Source organism: Pseudosulfitobacter koreensis (genome assembly GCF_024733015.1).
Classification (GTDB): domain Bacteria; phylum Pseudomonadota; class Alphaproteobacteria; order Rhodobacterales; family Rhodobacteraceae; genus Pseudosulfitobacter; species Pseudosulfitobacter koreensis.
Genome location: NZ_JANKJG010000012.1, coordinates 37061 through 56871, shown reverse-complemented (window position 1 = coordinate 56871; position 19811 = coordinate 37061). Strand labels below are relative to the sequence as shown.

Genomic DNA, 19811 nt, shown 5'->3' with positions numbered 1-19811 from the left:
CAAATCTGACAGGACGACAGCGCTGCCTTCGCAGCGCAACGGCAGAGGATCTGAACCCGAAGTGAATGCGATGTCTAGACATACCCCAGGCACACCGGCTGCGCGCCCCGCGCTGACCGAGATGCTGGATATCCTGTCCTTCGTTGAAGAACTGAGCGACGAGCTGGAGTCCATCCTGGATGTCATGGCGCCGAACCCGCATCTGCGTATGGCGATACACCTCATTCGGGGTCACCTCGAGGGCAAGGCGATCACGCCGACCTCTCTGATCAATTCAAGCGATGTGCCCTATGCGACGGCGACCCGCCGCATGAAGGAGATGCAGGAAGCCGGGCTGATCGAACAGCGCGCCCGCACCAAGACCGGCAAAAGCTTTTCAGTGCATCCCAGCGAGAAATTGCTGGGTCAATGGAAGCTGATTTCGGGGCGTGTTGGCCGCCTGGCTGAAAGCAGGTTCGGGAGCGTCAACAGATCCCGCGGAGCGGAAGACTACTATTACGGCGGCAGCTACAAAGCCGCACAGTCGATCCCACCGCTGCGCGCACGTGCCGCGCCACTGAAGGCACCGGGAGGCATCCGCGTGTTGGTGCATGCCGATCCCACCTTCATGGTAATGGACAATCTCAAGCGCCAGTTCGAGCTGGTGATCGGCACCAAGATCACCCAGCGTGCTTTTTCCATCGACCGGCTGCGCGCCGAAGCCCTGCGCAACGCCTCGCGCGAGACCAGCCTTTACGACATCCTGGCCGTCGACCTGCCTTGGATCGGCGAGTTCGCCAGCAAGGGCGTACTGATGCCCCTCGATCAGGCAATGGATCTCGACCAACTCGATCCGGCGGATTTCCACACGTCGGGATGGAAAGCAGTGCATTGGGGCGGGCGGGCATACGGTGTGCCTGCGCAAACGACGCCCGAGATGCTGTTTTACCGCCGCGATCTGCTGGATGAGGCTGGATTGGAACCACCCAAGACGACGGACCAGCTTCTTGATGCGGCGAAGGTCCTGCACAATCCGGCACGTGGCCGGTACGGGTTTGCATGGAACGCGGCGCGCGGAACGGCTCTGGGGCACACTGTTCTGATGGCGCTGGCTGATTTCGGACAACCCGTGCTGGACCTGCCGGTGATTGCCGGGGGGTTTGACACTGCCACGCTGGCAAACAGGAATTTCCGCCCCGTCATCGACACGGACGCAGGCCTGCGCGTGGCCGAGTTCCTGCTGGAGTTGTTGCGGTATTCCCCGCCCAACATCCTGTCGATGTCATGGTACGAACGTGTGCGCGCCTATGCAGCGGGCAATATTGCGATGGCTTACGGCTATACCTTGCTCGCGCCTTACTTCGAACAGGATGATACGTCTCCTGCAAACGGGCAGACCGGCTATCTGCCGCATCCTGCGGGACCGAATGCACGCAACATCGCGCCCGTGGGCGGGTTCGTGCTGGGCATACCCGCCAACCTTGCCCCGGACCGTATTCCAGCGGCGGTCGAGGCGCTGACCACGTTCACATCGCCCGCCGCGCAAAAGCTTTACGTGCAGAACGGCAGCCGGACCAATGCGCGCTATTCCGTCTGCGCCGATCCCGAAGTCCGCAGCATCTCGACCATCTTCGAGGCGATGGACGAGATGTCGTGGCGCGACGAGCTTCAATTCTGGCCGCGCCCGCCGGTGCCTGAAATCAGCGATATCACCCAGATCCTGGGCGAGGAATTTCACGACATGCTGCGCGGCATCACCACCCCGCGCGAGGCGCTGCGCGCGGCACAGGCAAGAGCTGATGCGCTGATGATGCCCCCGAACACACCGTAGTACGACCCAAGGAGGAAAGATAATGGACCCCAACCGCCTGGAAGGTAAGAATATCCTGATCACTGGAGCCGCACGCGGCATGGGTGCCGCGAATGCAGAGGCGTTCGCCGCCCAGGGTGCGAATGTGTGCCTGGGGGATCTGGACGGGGACGCAGCACAAAAGATGGCCGACCAGATCAATGCCGCAGGTGGTGGAAAGGCCATTGCGGTCAGGATGGACGTCACCAAGCGCGCAGACAACAAGGCTGCGGTCGCGGCGACCGTCGATGCCTTCGGCTCGATCAACGTGGGCGTCTTCAACGCGGGCATGAACAAGCCACGGTTCTTCATGGATATCGACGAAGACAACTGGGACATGATCATGAACGTCAACACCAAGGCGATGTGGCTTGGCATGCAGGAAACCGCGCGCCAGATGATCGAACAGGGCCCGATGGACGGCCACCCCTACAAGCTTATCAATGTCGGAAGCATCGCCTCGCGCAAACCGCTGGTCGACGTGACGGTGTACTGCACGTCGAAATATGGCTGCCTTGCCCTGACCCATTGCGGTGCCATCGGTCTGGCGGAACACGGGATCACGGTGAACGGCTATGCGCCCGGCGTCGTCGTCACACCGCTGTGGGAACAGCTCGACAAGGATCTCGTCGATATCGGGTTCAAGGACCGCGAGGGACAGGCCTACGACGATATCGTGCGCGACGCCCTGCAGATCAAACGTGTGTCCTACCCCAGGGATATCGTGGGCACCGCCTCGTTCCTGGTTTCGGACGACAGCGACTACATGACCGGCCAGATGATCCACATCGATGGGGGCTGGTGCATCCAGTAACCGCTTTTCGCTTTACCACCTGAAACAACGCGGGGGCACGCTCCTGCGGAGGAGAATACTATGTCACGTGCCTTGATGCCGAACCTGCTTACCCCCCAAGATCTGGAACCAAACTGGGAATGGCGCGAGCGTCTCCCAGCATGGGGCCATACCTCGGTCGATTTTGAACGCCGGGTCGATCACGACCGCCTGCGCCGCTACCGCCTGGCGCGCACACGTCAGTCGCTCCAGGCGTCGGAGGCGGGCACGCTGCTGCTGTTCGACGTGAACAACATTCGCTACGTTTCTGCGACAAAGATCGGCGAGTGGGAGCGGGACAAGATGTGCCGCTTCTGCCTTCTGACCGGTGATGACAGCCCCTATGTCTGGGACTTCGGATCCGCCGCCGAGCACCACAAGCGGCATTCCGACTGGCTGGAACCCAGCCATTGTCTGGCCGGTGTTGTCGGCATGCGCGGCACCATTCCACCCGAATTCGGGTTGATGAAGAAATATGCCAAGCAGATCGCGGGCCTGATCCGCGACGCAGGCATGGGGGACATGCCCGTCGGTGTCGATTACGCCGAAACCGCCATGTTCCACGCCTTGCAAGAGGAAGGCCTGAACGTCGTGGACGGCCAGCAGATCATGCTGGCGGCGCGCGAGATCAAAAACTGGGACGAGATCCAGTTGCTGACCCAAGCCGCCGCGATGGTCGACGGTGTCTACCACATGATCTACGAAGAGCTTAAGCCCGGCGTGCGCGAGAACGATATCGTCGCACTCAGCAACAAGATGCTCTACGAGATGGGCTCGGACGACGTCGAGGCGATCAACGCGATTTCGGGTGAGCGGTGCAATCCGCATCCGCACAACTTTACCGACCGGTTGATCCGGCCCGGCGATCAGGCGTTCTTCGACATCCTGCAAAGTTATCAGGGGTATCGGACTTGCTACTACCGCACCTTCAACGTGGGCCGCGCGACCCCGTCGCAGAACGACGCCTACGTCAAGGCGCGTGAATGGATCGACGCATCAATCGCAATGATCAAGCCGGGTGTGTCCACCGATAAGGTGGCAGAAGTCTGGCCCACCGCCGAAAGCCTTGGTTTCGCGAGCGAGGACCAGGCCTTCGGCCTGCAGTTCGGCCACGGTCTGGGCCTTGCGCTGCATGAACGCCCGATCATCAGCCGTGCCGTCAGTATGGACCACCCGATGGAAATCCAGACCGGCATGGTCTTTGCGCTGGAAACCTACTGCCCCGCCACCGACGGCTATTCCGCAGCCCGGATTGAGGAAGAGGTCGTGGTCACGGAAACCGGCTGCGAGGTTATCTCGCTCTTCCCCGCCGAAGAACTGCCCATCGCAAACAGGTACTGAGCATGACACAACCTTTCGATCTGACAGGCCGCAAGGCGTTGGTCACCGGCGGGGCGACAGGCATCGGTGAGGGCATAGCTCTCGTACTTGCTGCCGCCGGTGCCGATGTGGCGTTGACCTACCGCAGTCACCAACCCGAAGAGACGCTCGCAAAGATCAAGGACATGGGCCGCACCGCCGCCGCAGTGCAGGCAGATTTCAGCGGGATGGATCAGGCCGCAGCCAAAGACGTCGTTGGCTTTGCCAAGGACGCCTTGGGCGGGCTCGATATTCTGGTGAACAACGCGGGTATCATCCACCGCGAGGCATCCACCGACATGCCACTGGAAGACTGGAGGCGTGTATTGTCGGTCAATCTGGATTCCGTGTGGCTTTTGTCGCAGGCCGCCGGGCAACATATGGTCGCCCAGGGCAGCGGCAAGATCATAATGGTGGCGTCGGTTCTAAGTGCGCAGGGTGGCCTGATGGTCCCTGCCTATGCCTCGGCCAAACATGCCGTGGTCGGGCTGACGCGTGCGCTGTGCAACGAATGGGCGGCCAAGGGCGTCAACGTCAATGCCATCGCACCGGGGTACACCGCGACCGACAACACCCAGGCTCTCAGGGACGATCCGGACCGCTCGAATGCCTTGCTCGAACGGATCCCCGCAGGTCGCTTTGCACAGCCAGACGAAATTGCTGGGGCCGCTGTCTTTCTGGCGTCGGATGCCGCCGCTTACTGCCACGGCAGCGTGATTACCGTCGATGGCGGCTGGCTTGCACGCTGAGAAAGGGATTTATGGAACAGTCACTTGAAGGAAAAACGGCCCTCGTCACAGCGGCTGCCAACGGCATCGGCCGCGCCAGCGCCGAGGCGCTGGTCAATCGCGGGGCGACCGTCATCGCGACCGATATCGACGCTGCGGCCATCAGGTCCGTTGCCGAAGGCACACAGAATATCGAAGGTCACGCGCTGGACGTTCTCGATACCGACGCCATCGCGGCGCTGATCGGATCGCTGCCCCCACTGCAGATCCTGGTGAACTGCGCAGGCTGGGTCCATGATGGTACGATCCTTGATTGCGAAGATGCGGATTGGGACCGGGCCTTCAACCTGAACTCCAAGTCGCTTTATCAGGTCACCAAGGCAGTGCTGCCCGGCATGCTCACTCACGGCTCGGGCTCGATCGTGAACATTGCCTCGATCGTATCGAGCGAGAAAGGCGTGCCGCGGCGCTTTGTCTACGGCGCGTCGAAGGCCGCAATCATCGGGATGACCAAATCCATCGCCGCCGACTATGTGCAAAGCGGCATCCGCTGCAATGCGATCTGCCCCGGCACGGTGGAAAGCCCTTCGCTGAAGGATCGTCTGAAAGCCACCGGGGATTTCGACAAGGCGCACTCCGCGTTCACGGCGCGCCAACCGATGGGCCGTTTTGGCACACCGGACGAGATCGCTGAGATGGTGTGTTATCTTGCGGGTGATATGTCCGCGTTCACAACCGGACAGGCCTTTGCCATCGACGGCGGTTGGTCGATCTGATGGGACTGGACCGCGCCGCATCCATCGATGATCTGCGGACCCGCGCCAAACGCCGCATCCCGCGCTTTGCCTTTGATCTTGTGGACGGCGGTGCGGAATCTGAGCGCAACATGCGGCGCAACAGCGAGGCATTCGAGGAGATCGAGCTTACCCCACGATACATGGTCGATGTCTCCAGGATTGACACGCGCGTCACGTTGTTCGGCCAGACATACGACGCGCCCTTCGGCATGGCTCCAATCGGGATGCTGAATGCCTTCTGGCCCGATGCTGATCTGATCCTTGCACGGCTCTGCGCCCGGGAGAACTTTCCCTATGTCGCAAGCTCTGCAGCCTCCACAACGATGGAAAGACTGGCCGAGGCGGCATCCGGCAACGGCTGGTTCCAACTCTATGTCTCCAGCGATGCTTCGGTGACCGAGGGGTTGATCGCGCGGGCCGAAGCCGCCGATTACAAGGTCTTGATGGTGACCGCAGACGTGCCCGCCGCCGGCAAGCGCGACCGCGACATTCGCAATCAGCTGGCCGTGCCGTTCAAGATCACCCCAGAGGTGGTCGCGGGCCTGATCGCCAATCCGGCCTGGTCGCTCGCGACCCTGCGGCATGGAAAACCCAATATCGCCAATTACGCCGATCTGCTGCAGGCGGCCACGTCCTACGCCGATGTGCAGAAAACACTGATCACGCCGGGTTTCACCTGGGAAGATCTGAAGCGCCTGCGCGACCGCTGGACGGGTACGCTTCTGGTCAAGGGGATACTGCATCCATCAGATGCGATCAAATGTGCCGAGCTGGGCTGTGACGGCATCGTCGTGTCCAACCACGGTGGTCGCCAGGTCGCATTCGGGCCTCCTACAATCGAGGCGCTGCCCCTGATCGCCGAGGCCGTCAACGGGCGCATGAAGATCATTCTCGACAGTGGGATACGCCGAGGTGCGGACATTCTGCGTGCCAAGGCCTTGGGCGCTGATTTCACCCTTACGGGGCGCGCGTTGGCCTACGGGGTCGGCGCGGGCGGTGCTCAAGGTGCGCAGCGTGCCATGGAGATCCTAAACCTGGAGCTTGTCCGCGCATTGGGCCAACTCGGGGTATCTTCTTTCAGGGATGTGGGATTGTCGGAGCTCACTCAGATTTGATAGATTGAGCACCTAAGAATACCTGACAAATTCAGGCTAATTTTAAGCGCCCAGTCCTAAGCGCGCGGCCCGCGATGAAGCTGCCGGACCAGAAGAGGGCAGCCGCAGACAGCGCCACGACCTCAAGGGATCCGCGCGCGGCTTAAAAATTCGACCTCTAAAAGCTGCCGGCTTCCACTTGTCTCACTATTGCCGCGCGCTGCCGCTCCTTGCACGGAACAGACTTCAGGATCACGTCGCCTGCCGTTCCGCCCAGCCCGCGAATATCCGTTCAAGCGCGACAACGGCATAGTAAAGTACGATACCGAGCACCGCGAGCGCGATCAGCACTGCGAACATCAGCGGGTAGTTAGAATTCGTCTGAGCCGATAGGAACAAGGCGCCCAACCCACGGCCATGAGGCGAGACGATCTCGACAAGGTTGGTGCCAATGAAGGCCAGCGTCACCGAGACTTTCAGTGCACCAAAGAACTCGGGCAGCGTCTTGGGGAGGGCGATCTTGCGGAAAATAGTGAAGCGGCTCGCACCCAAGGACCGCAGGATGTCGCGATATTCCGGTTCGAGGGTCGACAGACCTATCCCCACCGACACCGCGATCGGGAAGAAAGAGATCAGGAACGCCATCAACACTGTGTTGAAATCATGCTGACCGATGAAGAGCAGCGCCAGAACCGGCACCAACGTTGCTTTGGGGATGGCATTGAAACCCACCAGAAGCGGATAGAGCGCATCGCGCATGATCCGCGAAAAGCCCATGACCATCCCAAGAAGCAGGCCGAAGACCACCGCGAGACCGAGCCCCGCCACCGTGCGCCACAGCGTCTGCCACGAACCGACCAGGAACAGCTCCCAGAACTGCGCATAGGCCGCCGGCAGGTCCGAGGGCGAGGCCATCACGTAATTGGGCCAATCGTTGATCTGCACCAGCGCTTCCCAGACCGCGAGGAAGGCGAGGATGGCCATAACGGGAACGGCAATTTTGCGCAGGATTTCCATCACGCGGCCTCCGGGTCTCGGCCCTGGGCAATCTTGATCTGGTCACGCAGGGTTTGCAGCATGTCCGCGGCCTTCTGGGCATAGAGCACGTCGATGGTCCGGTCCTGCGGCAGGTCAACGTCGAGGATGTATTGTGTGCGCGCCGGGCGGCCCGACAGCACCACAACCTGATCGCCGAGAAAGACGCTCTCGCGCAGGTCGTGAGTGATGAGAACGGCAGTGAAGGGCTCTTTGGCGCGCAAATCGCGCATCGTCTGCCACAGATCCTCGCGGGTGAAATTGTCGAGCGCGCCGAACGGCTCGTCCATGATGAGCACGGAAGGCTTATGCACGATCGCGCGGCACAGCGAGGCGCGCTGCCGCATGCCGCCCGACAGTTCCGACGGGCGCTTGCCCTCGAAGCCCGACAGGCCCACCATCTCCAGCAGCTCTTCGGCGCGCACGACACGGTCCCGGCGTGGCATGGAAGGCGCTACGATCTCCAAGGGCAAGATCACGTTGTCGAGGATCGTGCGCCATTCCAGCAGCACAGGGTTCTGAAACGCCATGCCGACCGTCTTTCGCGGGCTGCTCACCTTCTTGCCGTCCAGCCAGACCTCGCCCTCATCGGGCTTCATCAGGCCCGCCACAAGGCGGGTGAGGGTTGACTTGCCGCAGCCCGAGGGACCAACCACCGCGCAGAACTCTCCCTCCGGCACGGAGATATCGAGCCCGTCGAGCACCGGCAGGGGTCCCGTCCTGGTCTTGTAGGCGTGTCGCACGCCTTTGATTTCAATAAGGTTTTTCATTCAGTGCGCTAATGTATCGGATGCCGGACACTTGCCCGGCACCCGATCCTTGTTACTTCAGCATCAGCACATCATCCCCAGGCAGATAGCTGTCATCGAAAAACGCCGCCGCGTCGGGCTCGTTCTGGAATTCATAGACCGTCTTGGTCTGCTCAATGGCCGCGGCGAAGCGCTCGGGATCTATATTGCCCATGCCGTTCTCGCGCACGAAATCGGTCAGGACGTTCGCGTCGATCGACAACTGCAGGCGGCGCTTCTCGAGATCCGCATCTGCTGCGGGGTTACGCTTGAGAAGGGCTTCGATCGCCGCGTCAGGCTCGTCAATGGCCGCCTGCCAGCCCTGCGCGATGGCTGTCAGGAAGCCGGTCACCGCCTCGGGGTTGGCCTCGGCGAAATCCGTGTTGATGATAATAGCGTTCCCGTAGAGTTCCACGCCGTAATCGGCCATCAAGATCACCGAGATATCCTCTTCGGGCACGCCCAGACGGATCAAATTCAGTGTCGAAGAGAAGGAAAAGCCGGTCACGGCATCCACTTCGCCCTGCGCCAGCATTGGCTCGCGGGTGGGGAAGCCGACGGGCTCAACGGTGATCGCGTCAATGTCGAGATCATTCTCGGCGGCGAAGATCGGGAACTGCGCCCAGGCCCCATCGGGCGGCGGCGCGCCGAGGATGCGGCCTTCGAGATCAGCGGGTTCCGAAACGCCTTGGCTCACCCGGCCCACCACCGCAAAAGGCGGTTTGTCGTAGACCATCATCACCGGCATCACTGGCGCGTCCGGGTTCTGGTCAAGAAAACGCATCACCGAGTTGATGTCGGCGAAACCCACCGGGAAGGCGCCAGTCGCGACTTTCGGAATGGCATCGAGGGATCCGGCACCTTCCGTAATCGTGACCGTGAGGCCCTGCGCCTCGAAAAGGCCGGCATCGACCGCATAGGTGTAGGGTGCGGCGGGGCCTTCGAATTTCCAATCAAGTGCGAAAGGCATCTCGGTTTGCGCGAAGGCGGTGCCCGCTGCAAAAGTGATGGCGCCGGCGAAGATGATGTGTTTGGCTGTCATGGTCTTTCCCTCTTGGAGAATTCTTTTTCCTCCGGCGCGTGGACAAAAACCAGTCCTCCGGCCCGACTACCACCGGAATATCCGATCCTGAGGCGTTGCGTGAGTGTTTTTTGTGCAGAAGGCTGCCGCGAGTTCCGAAGCTTGGGTTAATCGGTGCCATGAAAAATGCTTGATGTGGTGGCAGATAACCGCTCTCAGCCTTTCTGAGGCCGGCTAGCAGCACGTCAAATCAGAGTAAGAGACCTACCGTCGCGCTGGTTATGGCTTTTGGCTACCCGTAGCACCCGCATAGGTTGCTGGGGCATGAAACAGGGGCATTCCCGGCGACGGGGGTGCTCCGGGTGCTTGGTTTACTGTTTCAAGAAGAAGTGGCTGGGATGGTAGGATTCGAACCTACGGTACACTGTACCAAAAACAGTTGCCTTACCACTTGGCTACATCCCAACGTGTCGCGCTAATTAATGCCCACTTGGCGCGGGTGCAAGCCCAAAAACCGGCAAATCGTATGTGATGTGCTCATTCTTCCCTGGCCTCTCTGGTCAGAAGGTCCTTGTCGGCGCGCTCGGCGCGTTCCTGGTCCACGATCTTCTCCAGTTCCGCGTTCTGGGTCGACTGCACATCCTGGGTTTCGACCTCTCTGATCGTGGGCGAAACCTCTGGCGTGGCAGCGGCGCGGTCGGCGTGCGAGACGACGCGGAACGTGGGTTCCGGCATCTGGATGCCCGCGGTATCAAAGGCGATCAGCACGTGGCGGATCGCTTCGCCTCGGGCCAGGGCAAAGCCGGTCTCGTGCTGGTCAATCCAGCCGGTGACGCGGATGCTGATGGTGCTGTCTCCGATGGTTTCGATCCAGATCGCGGGGGCTGGGGTGGTCAGCACGAAAGGCAGCGCGGTCACCGTGTCCAGCGCCAGTCGCTTGGCCGCAGCCAGATCGGTAGATGTGGCGACGCCCACGTCAAAGACGAACCGGCGCTCGGTGTTGCGCGTGTAGTTGATGATCCGGCTCTTGAAGACGGTCGCGTTGGGGATGCGGATGTGGTTGCCGTCGAAACTCAGCAATATGGTGGCGCGGCTGGTCAGGCTGATGACCTTGCCGACATCGCCTTCGATCTCGACGGTGTCATTAGGGCGAAACGGCTGACGAAAGGACAACATGATCGAGGCGATGAAATTCTCGACCGTATCCCGAACTGCAAAACCGATGGCCAGACCGACAAGGCCTGCGGCCCCCAGGACCGTGCCCAGCAGCGCCGTGGCATTCAGCACGTCCAGTGCGATCACGATGCCCGCCACGACAAAGAACAGCCGCACCAGTTGCCGGTAGATGTCCGCGATGAACGCGTTGGGCGCGATCCTGTCCCAAGGGTATTTCGCGCGGGCCAGCAGCACGCCCAGCAGCACCACCAGCGCAAAGACCGATATCGCCACGCCCAGCAGGGGCACCATGGCAAGGGCCTGAAGCACCCGCCCCTTGAACCGCTCGTAGGCGGGGTTCAGACGTTCGGCTACGTCGGTGGTTTCAAGCACCTCGTTTTCAATCGCGACGACCCCCTGCACCCGCCCCACCAGGTCGTTCAGCCTGATGGCGGCAGCGGCGTCCAGCGTGGTGCCGCGCAGCGTCACGATGCCCGAAGATACGGTCACCGTAACGTTGGAATAGCCCTGCAACTCTGACAAGATATCGCGAATGCGCACCGCGATCGCCGCATCCTGCTGGGCGCTGTCCTCGACGGTGATCTCGCCCTGTGGCTGGGTCTGGGCGTGAGCCGCCGGGGACCATAGAACCAAGGCCAGCGCCAGTGCGGTCAGCACATGGCGCAAGGCGCTCATTTGCCGACCTCGACCAGGATCGCGCCATGACGCGCCCCTGCCTCGACGGCCTGATGTGCCTTTGCCGTGTCGGACAGCGGATAGACCGTCTCGACCGGAATGGTCAGCGCGCCGTCGATCAGGGCGGCGTGCAGCCGTTCGATGATCTGCCGACGCTGTTCCAGCGGCAACAGATAGATCAGGATCGCATCGACCGTCGCCGCCTTGAACATCAGTTCCAGAAAGTTGAACTCTGCCTTTGGCTGCGCTGCCGACCCATAGGCGGCGATGGTGCCGTTCTGGGCCACCAGCGCGATGTCGGTGGCGATGTTGACGCCAAATTCAGGCTCGATGATGCGGTCGATCAGCTTGACGTCATTGGCAGCCAGAACTTTGTTGGCAAGGTCGGCTTCGGTGAAATCCACCACCGCGCTGGCCCCTGCGGCGCGGGCATGATCCGCCCCTGCCCCGCGTGCCGAGGCGATCACATGCGCGCCGCCCCAGCGGGCCAGTTGCACCGCCAGCAGCCCGACCGTGCCCGCACCGCCCTGCACCAGCACGGTCTTGCCGCGCACGTCGCCGCCGCCGAACACCGCGTGACAAGCCGTGAGGCCCGGAATGCCCAGGCTGGCCCCGGTCTGCATGTCAGTCCCGTCCGGCAACTCAACCGCCTGATCCGAAGGCACCGCGATCTGTTCCGCACAGGTGCCGAAAGCGCGCTGCCACTGGCCGTTCCAGATCCACACCCGTTGCCCGATGCGGCCGGGATCGACCCCCTTGCCCACAGCAGAGATCGTGCCCGCGCCGTCACTGTGCGGAATGATCTGCGGGAACGGCGGCTTGGTCACGCCCGGACGGGTGCCGCCCCGCGCCTTGACGTCCGAAGGGTTCACGCCCGAGAACGCCAAATTGACCAGCACTTCGCCCGCCGCCGGTTGGGGCTTGGGCATGTCTGTCAGGCTCAAGGCGTCTGCCGCCGGGCCAAAGCGGTCATAGGTGATTGCACGCATGATTTTGATTCCCTTCAATGTCTTCGGCACAGACTACCTGCGCAGCCGCGAATTGCCAGCGCTGCGCAGGTGTTCTGGATCAGGCGAAGGGGGCCTGAAACCTTATGGCTTACGCTGCGACCATTGCCTTCAACCCGGTTTCCGTCGCCGACAGGATCTGGGTCACGTGGCTTTCGTCGATCACCAGCGGCGGCGAGAATATCGCGTTGTTGCCCGACACGCGGATCATCACGCCATCTTCATAAGCGGCCTTCTGGAATGCCAGCGGGGCAGCACCCGTGGCCGGCGCCTTGGTCTGGCGGTCAGTCACGAATTCGATGGCGCACATCAGCCCCTCGCCGCGCACGTCACCGATGATGTCGTGGCGGCTGGCCAGATCCTGCAAACCTGCCTTCAGCTTCGGACCCAGCGTCGCCGCATTTTGCCATGGCTTGATCCGCATGGTCTCCTCGACGGCGGCCACGGCGGCAGCGGCACCCACAGGATGCCCCGAATAGGTATAGCCGCTGTCGACCGACCCCTCACCCTTGCTCGATTCAAACACTTCGGCCACGCGGCCATTGATCATCAGCGCACCGAAGGGAAAATAACCGTTGGTGATCGCCTTCGCGGTGCACATGAAATCAGGCTGCACACCCCAGTGGCGGCTGCCGCTTTCATCGCCGGTACGGCCAAAGGCGGTGATCACCTCGTCCGCAATCAGCAGCACCCCGTGCTTGTCGCAAATTTCGCGCACCAGCTTCATGAATGTTGGATGCGGCGGCATGACGCCACCCGCGCCCAGAACCGGCTCCATGATGAAGGCCGCGACCGTGTTCGCGCCCTGAAAGCCGATTTCGCGCTCCAGCATCGCGGCGGACTGCTGCGCCAGTGCTTCGGCGTCGGTGATGCCGAATGGATTGCGGTAGAGATAGGGCCCCGGAATGTGGTAGCAGCCTGCAAGCAGCGGCTCGTAGCTGTTGCGGAACTTGGCGTTGCCATTGACCGACGCGCCGCCGAAATGCGTGCCGTGATAGCCTTTTTCCAGGCTGATGAACTTGGTTCGCGTACCTTCGCCGCGAATGCGGTGGTATTGCCGCGCCAGCTTCAACGCGACCTCGACGCTGTCGGACCCACCCGAGGTGAAAAAGCTGCGCGTCATCCCGTCAGGGGCAAAATACTCCTGCAGCAGATAGCTCAGCTCGATCGCCTTGTCGTTGCTGGTGCCGCGAAAGGTCGAGTAATAAGGCAGCGCCTCCATCTGGGCGGTGACCGCATCTTTGACCGGCTGGCAGGAATAGCCCAGGTTGACGTTCCACAGACCGCCCACCGCATCGATGGCCCGGTGCCCGTCTACATCGACGATATGCACGCCCTCGCCGCCGGTGATGATCGCGGGCGGATTGGCCATGCTGTCGGCGGGATGGGCCATCGGGTGCCACATGTGCCGCGCGTTGTTCTCTTTTAAAAAATTGCTGTCCTTCATGGCTGACGCCTTTCTGGCACCGCGTGCCGTTCGTTCCAGATATCGGCCACCGCTGTGGGCACGATGCCGCCCAGCCGCGCCGTAAGATCGGGGCCGCGCGCGATCAGCAGCGCGGCGATTTCCTTCGGGTCATGCCCCCGCGCCGTCGGATAGGCGACCGAACAGGCCCCCATCACGCCACCCTGCGCGTCAAAGACCGGAATGGCGACTGACGACACCCCCTGTTCAAGCGCGTCGCGGGTGGCGGCATAGCCCTGCGCGCGCACGGCTTCGATGTCCCGTAAAACCGCATCGTTTTGCAGTGGCGCACCGCTGCGCACCTGATGCTCTGCCATCGCGGCGCTGACGAAGGGCTGTGCCGAATAGGCCAGGATCACCTTGCCCGACGATGTGTTGAAGAGCGGCGGCAGACCGGCGGCGTCGAAGGTGACACGCACCGGATGATCGTGCACTTCGGCGTGGCTGATGCTGACCAGATCGAAACCGCGCAGTTGCGACAGGTGCACCAGTTCGCCCGCCTGCCGGGAGATATCCTCGACCAGCGAGGACACCATATCGCCCGCTGGCACCGTCTGCGCCCGCATCGCCGCCAGCCGGGTCAGCGCGTGGCCCAGACGATAGGCGCGGGTGGCCGGGTCCTGTTCAAGAAAGCCCGCATCGCTGAGTGCTACCAGATGGCGATGCACCGTCGCCTTGTCGCGCCCCGCCAGCCGCTGCACGTCGCTCAGCCCGATGGCAGGGCGCGCCGGCGTGAACAGATCCAGCAGGTTCAGGGCTTTGGCGATGGTCGACATAAGAAGCGCCCTCCTTGGCGCAGATACCAGATTGGCGCAAAGTGTTGCACAATGCAACATATTTTCGATACCGTCGGTTCATATGTCGAACCGACAGGACCCATGGCACAGCCGAATCCGCCAATACGACAGGAACGTCCGCTACTGCTTGGCGTCGTTGTCGGCCAGATCGGCCAGCAGGTCCAACAGCGCCTCGTACCGCTCGGTCCCCAGATGCGCGCGCCAGCTTTCGGCGATCTCGGCCGCGCGGCTGGCATTGTCGGCGATCAGCGCGGACCCGGCAGCGGTGATCGCGACCTCTTGGCGCCGACGGTCCTGTGCGCCCTGAACCTGCGTGACCAGCCCCTTGGCCACCATGCTCTTGACGATCCGCGTCAGTGACGGCTGCAAAAGTGCGGCGCGGCGCGCCAGCGTGCTGGCATCCAGCGCACCGGCTTCGTCCAGAACCCGCAGCACGCGCCATTGCTGTTCAGTCACGTTCGACGCGCTCAGCATGTCGCGGATCGGGCCCATCACGGCCTCGCGGGCGTGCATCAACGCAATCGGCAACGACCGGCCGGTTCTGGGAAGTTTGCGGGTCATGAGGATTCCTTAAAAGATATGTCAAAAATTACTTAACAGAAAAACGAATTTGATATCAGGGCAAAATTGGCAGAGGTTCGAAGCGCCGACGTGTCGGATTCTGCACTTGACCGCAGCCGCCACCACGCTGAAATCTATCCTTCGACCTAAGACAGCCATCACAAACAATCCAGCCCCCGAGGCAGACAGGACGCTTGAACATGAACTGGGATGACTTTGCCGCCCACGCCAAGGACGTCGCCGATTGGGGCGCCGACTATCACAAAACCATACGCGACCGTCCGGTGCGCGCACAGACCGCCCCCGGCGAAGTCGCAGCACAATTGCCCGACAGCCCGCCCGAAAGCGGCACCGACATGACCGCGGTCATGGCCGACTTTGAAAAGATCGTGATGCCGGGGATCACCCACTGGCAGCACCCGCGTTTCTTTGCCTATTTCAATTCGAACGCCGCCCCTGCGTCGGTGCTGGCGGAATTCGTGGCCTCAATCATCGCGCCGCAATGCATGCTGTGGCAGACCTCGCCCGCCGCGACCGAGATGGAAACCAAGATGCTCGACTGGTTGCGTCAGGGTCTGGGCCTGCCCGACGGCTATCAGGGTGTGATCCAGGACAGTGCCAGCAGCGCGACGCTGGCCGCCGTGCTGACCATGCGGGAGCGTGCGCTGAACTGGCAGGGCAACGTGCAGGGCCTTTCGGGTCAGCCGACCTTGCGCATCTATTGCTCGGATCAGGTCCACACCTCGATCGACCGCGCCATCTGGGTGGCGGGCATCGGGCAGGACAATCTGGTCAAAATCCGCAGCACCGGCGACCTGCGCGGGATGGACCCGATTGCATTGCAAGACGCGATCACCCGCGACCGCGCGGCAGGCTTTGTGCCCGCAGGCATCATCGCCGCCACCGGTGCCACAGGCATGGGCGCGTGCGACGATCTGGAGGCTGTGGCAAACATCGCCGAGGCCGAGGAACTCTTTACCCACCTTGATGCCGCATGGGCCGGCACCGCGATGATCTGCCCTGAATTCCGGCCCCTGTGGACCGGGTCAGAGCGTTTCGACAGCATCGTGTTCAACCCGCACAAGTGGCTTGGCGCGCAGTTCGACTGCGCCGCGCATTTCCTGCGCAACCCTGATGTGCTGCGCCAGACCCTTGCGATCCGGCCCGAATACCTCAAGACCCACGCGCAAGGCGAAATCATCGACTATTCCGAATGGTCGATCCCGCTGGGCCGCCGGTTCCGCGCGCTCAAGCTGTGGTTCCTGATGCGCAGCTATGGCATGGAAGGGCTGCGCCGTCGCATCAGCAACCACGTAAAATGGTCGCAGGCCCTGTGCGAACGCCTGCGCGCCCTGCCCGAGTTCGAGATCGTGACCGACCCGATCCTGTCGCTGTGGACGTTCAAGGTGGCGGGGGCCGACAACGACGCGACCCAAGCACTGGTTGAGGCGATCAATTCCGACGGGCGCATCTATCTGACCCAAACCATCGTCGACGGGGTCAAGGTGATCCGTTTCACCGCAGGGCAATTCGACTGCGAAGAGCGCGATTTCGACACGGCATTCGAGGCCATAACCGAGATCGCGAAACGCTGAGACCGGCAATCAGCCTGCCATCAGGTCCGTTCCAGACAGGCGACGCAACCGGCCAATGCCGCTGCGTCGTCCACGACCACGCACATCGGTATGTCGGACAACGTGCCCTCGAACATGTCCTGCACGCGCGCAGCGGCCAGTATCTCGCCGGTCTCGGGCAGCCCCACAACCGCGCGCGCCAGCCCGCCGTTGAAATAAATCCCGCCCAGCGGCATGAACTGAAACGTCATGTCACGCACCAGCGCGGCCAGCGCCGTTACGAACACCCCCATCGTCAGGCGCGCATCCCGCACAATCTGCTGGCTGGGCATCTCGACCCCGCCCAAGGCAAGATGTAGCGCGCGCAGGCCAGAGCCTGAGAACACCTGTTCGACAGTCTCGAACGCCGCCGCCTTCTCGCCCAGATGGTCCTGCAACACGCGCCAGACACCGATGGACAGGCCCGTGTGCCCCTCCTCGGCCAGCATCACGCCGTTACCATGCGCAAGGCTGACGTTGAACCCGGTGCCGATGCCCACGACCAGCGACTGCCCGCCGGGGGCCGCCCGTCCGGGCACCACAGGCACCACCGCGTCGGGCGCTAGATACGGCAGCGCATGCCCCACCGCCGCCAGATCGTTGATGATGCGCACCTTTGCACCGCCCAGAACCATGCTGAGTTGATCCGCGTCGAACGACCAGTCGCGGTTGGTCAGACGCACGTGTCCCGGCATCACCGGCCCCGCGATGGCCACGCACAGGCCGTCGACCGGTGCATCCTGCACAAAATCAACAAGCACGTCGGCAAAGGTCGGATAGTCATCGTTCAGAAACCACTGCACCGACCCGGTAACCAACTTGCCATCCTGCGCAAAGGCCATGCGCGTGTTGGTTCCGCCCACATCTGCCACGACCCATCGCATCGTCACACCGCCTTGGCGGGTTGCTTGCCCAGGATGATCATGCCCAGCAGATCGTCGTCAGTCACATCCGCCACATCGACGGTGCCGACCAGCTTGCCGTTCTTCATCACCGACGCGCGGTCGCACAGCTGCATGACGTCGTGGATGTCATGACTGATCAGGAAAATCCCGATGCCTTCGGCCTTCAGCTGGGTGATCAACTCGCTGACCATCTGCGTCTCGTGCGGGCCAAGCGCCGCCGTCGGCTCGTCCATGATCAGGATCTGCGCATTGAAATAGACGGCGCGCGCGATGGCGACCGACTGGCGCTGCCCACCCGACAGGGCGCTGACCGGGTCCTTGAACTTTTGAAAGTTAGGGTTCAGCCTCGCCATGATCTTGCGCGCTTCGCTTTCCATCGCATCATCGTCCACCAGCCCCATCGGCGACGTCAGCTCGCGCCCCAGAAACAGGTTGCTCGCCGCGTCCAGATTGTCAGCCAGAGCCAGCGTCTGATAGATCGTCTCGATGTTGTAGCGCCGCGCGTCGCGGGGGCTGCGGATATCCGAACGCTCGCCATTCACATAGATCTCGCCGCTGTCCATCTTGTAGGCACCCGACAGGATCTTGATCAGCGTCGACTTGCCCGCGCCGTTGTGACCGAGCAGGCCCACGACTTCGCCGGGATAGAGATCGACCGAGACATGATCGACGGCATGAACTCCGCCAAAGCTGATGCAGATGTCACGCATATCGACAAGCGGCGTGCCGGATCGGTTGATATCGCTCATTTCGAAGACCTCCGGTAGAGATTGTCTAGATAGACCGCCAGCACCAGAACGCCACCCACGACGACCTGCTGTACCGCCGCGTCAAAGCCGATCAGAACCATGCCGGTCTGCAACGACTGCATGACGAAGGCCCCCAGAACCGCGCCGTAGATGGTGCCGACACCGCCGCCAAGCGAGGTGCCCCCGATGACCGCTGCCGCGATCACGTAGAGTTCGTCAAGGGTGCCGAGCGCGTTGGTCGCGGAGCCAAGCCGCGCCGAGGCGACGACAGCCGACAGACCGGTCAGAAAGCCCATTAATGCAAAGATCTTGACCGTCATCCACCGGGTGTTGATCCCCGCCAATGCCGCCGCTTCGGGATTGCCGCCGATGGCATAGACATAGCGGCCAAAGCGTGTGCGATTCATCACTACGGTCATGACAACGATCACGACCAGCAGGATCAGCACCGGAATGGCAAATCCGTGGCTGATGAACAGGCCCCCTTCAGGGATCTCAATGTTGTTGGCTTCGGCGTAACGGCGCACGATGCCGCGCGGCCACGGATAGGAATTGACCAGCAGAACCGCCCCGATCACGGCACCGACGCTGAAGATGCCGATGAACCATTCGGCCCAGAGCGGCCGCAGGCGAAAATCGAACCTCTTGCGCTTGGCCCGTCCCATGACGATCAGTGCAATCACCGCAACCGCGGCAATGATGCCGACGATCCAGCTGCCCATCGCGCCAACCGCGCCGTTCGGGCCGCCGCCAAGCAGCTTGAACGTGCTGTCGAGCGGCGAAATCGTCTCGCCGCGCGTGATCAGAAACGCAGCCCCGCGCCAGACCAGCAGGCCGCCGAGGGTCACGATAAAGGCCGGGATCGACAGATAGGCGATCAACCAGCCGTGGATGGCCCCCACAATCGTGCCCGCGATCATGCCGACGATGCAGGCGATGATCCAGATGCTCCAATGCTCCAGCCCGACCAGTTGCGGCAGGAACCAGACCTGGGTGATGCCCATGATCACCGCGCAAAAGCCCAGAACCGACCCGACGCTCAGGTCGATGTGGCGGGTGATGATGACCAGAACCATGCCGCAGGCCATGATCCCGATAGAGGATGTCTGAACGCTGAGGTTCCACAGGTTGCGCGGCGTCAGGAACGCGCCAAAGCCGTTTCTGAGTGCGCCGTAGACGTGAAAGCCGACCCAGATCAGCGCCAGCGCGCCCAGCATCCCCAGCAGCCGTGTGTCCAGTTCGGTGTCGCGCATGAACCGCTGGACTAGTCCGGGCCTGCTGCTCTTGGCAGCCGATTTCGCGCCGTGTTCGTTCGTGTCGGTCATGTCCGCACCCGTCAGATAAGCCGATCCTGTTTGCGCAGGCTGCGCAGCGGACCAGG

At 62.2% G+C, this 19811-nt stretch carries 18 protein-coding genes and 1 tRNA gene; 7 read left to right on the top strand and 12 right to left on the bottom strand.

The window, feature by feature from the left end:
• Positions 1–70: 70 nt before the first annotated feature.
• From NTA49_RS14795 to NTA49_RS14770, 6 genes are read left to right on the top strand one after another with little or no spacing between them, the layout of a single operon-like run.
• Positions 71–1810 carry an ABC transporter substrate-binding protein gene (locus tag NTA49_RS14795; RefSeq protein WP_258295577.1) on the top strand — a complete coding sequence of 580 codons (1740 nt, stop codon included), beginning with the start codon at positions 71–73 and terminating at the stop codon, positions 1808–1810.
• A gap of 22 nt (positions 1811–1832) precedes the next feature.
• A complete protein-coding gene (locus NTA49_RS14790) occupies positions 1833–2642 on the top strand; it encodes an SDR family NAD(P)-dependent oxidoreductase (protein WP_258295576.1) in 810 nt (269 codons plus the stop codon).
• Between the two features lie 60 nt (positions 2643–2702).
• Positions 2703–4001, top strand: a complete 1299-nt coding sequence (locus tag NTA49_RS14785; RefSeq protein ID WP_258295575.1) for a M24 family metallopeptidase — start codon at positions 2703–2705, stop codon at positions 3999–4001.
• A 2-nt stretch (positions 4002–4003) separates the two neighbouring features.
• Entirely contained in the window at positions 4004–4768 is a 765-nt protein-coding gene (locus tag NTA49_RS14780) for an SDR family oxidoreductase (protein ID WP_258295574.1), read from the top strand.
• An 11-nt stretch (positions 4769–4779) separates the two neighbouring features.
• Positions 4780–5523: an SDR family oxidoreductase gene (locus tag NTA49_RS14775; protein ID WP_258295573.1), complete on the top strand. Its 744-nt coding sequence runs from the start codon at positions 4780–4782 to the stop codon at positions 5521–5523.
• Positions 5523–6659, top strand: a complete 1137-nt coding sequence (locus tag NTA49_RS14770; RefSeq protein ID WP_258295572.1) for an alpha-hydroxy acid oxidase — start codon at positions 5523–5525, stop codon at positions 6657–6659. The genes NTA49_RS14775 and NTA49_RS14770 overlap by 1 nt, the downstream gene beginning before the upstream one ends.
• Before the next feature lie 231 nt (positions 6660–6890).
• Here NTA49_RS14770 and NTA49_RS14765 read toward each other — a convergent pair whose 3' ends face one another.
• The 9 genes from NTA49_RS14765 to hpaR form a co-directional block, all read right to left on the bottom strand.
• A complete protein-coding gene (locus NTA49_RS14765; protein ID WP_258295571.1) occupies positions 6891–7655 on the bottom strand; it encodes an ABC transporter permease in 765 nt (254 codons plus the stop codon).
• Entirely contained in the window at positions 7655–8443 is a 789-nt protein-coding gene (locus tag NTA49_RS14760) for an ABC transporter ATP-binding protein (RefSeq protein ID WP_258295570.1), read from the bottom strand. Before NTA49_RS14760 ends, NTA49_RS14765 begins: the two co-directional genes overlap by 1 nt.
• 52 nt (positions 8444–8495) lie before the next feature.
• Positions 8496–9503: an ABC transporter substrate-binding protein gene (locus NTA49_RS14755; RefSeq protein ID WP_258295569.1), complete on the bottom strand. Its 1008-nt coding sequence runs from the start codon at positions 9501–9503 to the stop codon at positions 8496–8498.
• A gap of 369 nt (positions 9504–9872) precedes the next feature.
• Positions 9873–9947, bottom strand: a tRNA-Gln gene (locus tag NTA49_RS14750).
• Between the two features lie 72 nt (positions 9948–10019).
• The gene (locus NTA49_RS14745) at positions 10020–11333 is read right to left on the bottom strand and encodes a mechanosensitive ion channel family protein (RefSeq protein WP_258295568.1); all 1314 of its coding nucleotides are present in this window, start codon (positions 11331–11333) and stop codon (positions 10020–10022) included.
• On the bottom strand, positions 11330–12322 hold the full coding sequence (locus tag NTA49_RS14740; RefSeq protein ID WP_258295567.1) for an NADPH:quinone reductase: 993 nt from the start codon (positions 12320–12322) through the stop codon (positions 11330–11332). Before NTA49_RS14740 ends, NTA49_RS14745 begins: the two co-directional genes overlap by 4 nt.
• A 109-nt stretch (positions 12323–12431) precedes the next feature.
• The gene (locus NTA49_RS14735; RefSeq protein ID WP_258295566.1) at positions 12432–13787 is read right to left on the bottom strand and encodes an aminotransferase class III-fold pyridoxal phosphate-dependent enzyme; all 1356 of its coding nucleotides are present in this window, start codon (positions 13785–13787) and stop codon (positions 12432–12434) included.
• On the bottom strand, positions 13784–14581 hold the full coding sequence (locus tag NTA49_RS14730; RefSeq protein ID WP_258295565.1) for an IclR family transcriptional regulator: 798 nt from the start codon (positions 14579–14581) through the stop codon (positions 13784–13786). Before NTA49_RS14730 ends, NTA49_RS14735 begins: the two co-directional genes overlap by 4 nt.
• Positions 14582–14722: 141 nt before the next feature.
• Complete coding sequence (gene hpaR / locus NTA49_RS14725; RefSeq protein ID WP_258295564.1) at positions 14723–15163, bottom strand: homoprotocatechuate degradation operon regulator HpaR; 441 nt, start codon at positions 15161–15163, stop codon at positions 14723–14725.
• A 200-nt stretch (positions 15164–15363) separates the two neighbouring features.
• Here hpaR and NTA49_RS14720 point away from each other — a divergent pair, with 200 nt between their 5' ends.
• On the top strand, positions 15364–16758 hold the full coding sequence (locus NTA49_RS14720; protein ID WP_258295563.1) for a pyridoxal phosphate-dependent decarboxylase family protein: 1395 nt from the start codon (positions 15364–15366) through the stop codon (positions 16756–16758).
• Positions 16759–16778: 20 nt separating this feature from the next.
• Here the strand turns inward: NTA49_RS14720 and NTA49_RS14715 are convergent, their stop codons facing one another.
• The 3 genes from NTA49_RS14715 to NTA49_RS14705 are packed head-to-tail and all read right to left on the bottom strand — an operon-like array spanning position 16779 to position 19755.
• Entirely contained in the window at positions 16779–17660 is an 882-nt protein-coding gene (locus NTA49_RS14715; protein ID WP_258295562.1) for a glucokinase, read from the bottom strand.
• A 2-nt stretch (positions 17661–17662) separates the two neighbouring features.
• Complete coding sequence (locus NTA49_RS14710; protein ID WP_258295561.1) at positions 17663–18430, bottom strand: ATP-binding cassette domain-containing protein; 768 nt, start codon at positions 18428–18430, stop codon at positions 17663–17665.
• A complete protein-coding gene (locus NTA49_RS14705) occupies positions 18427–19755 on the bottom strand; it encodes a sugar ABC transporter permease (RefSeq protein WP_258295560.1) in 1329 nt (442 codons plus the stop codon). Before NTA49_RS14705 ends, NTA49_RS14710 begins: the two co-directional genes overlap by 4 nt.
• Positions 19756–19811: the final 56 nt, after the last annotated feature.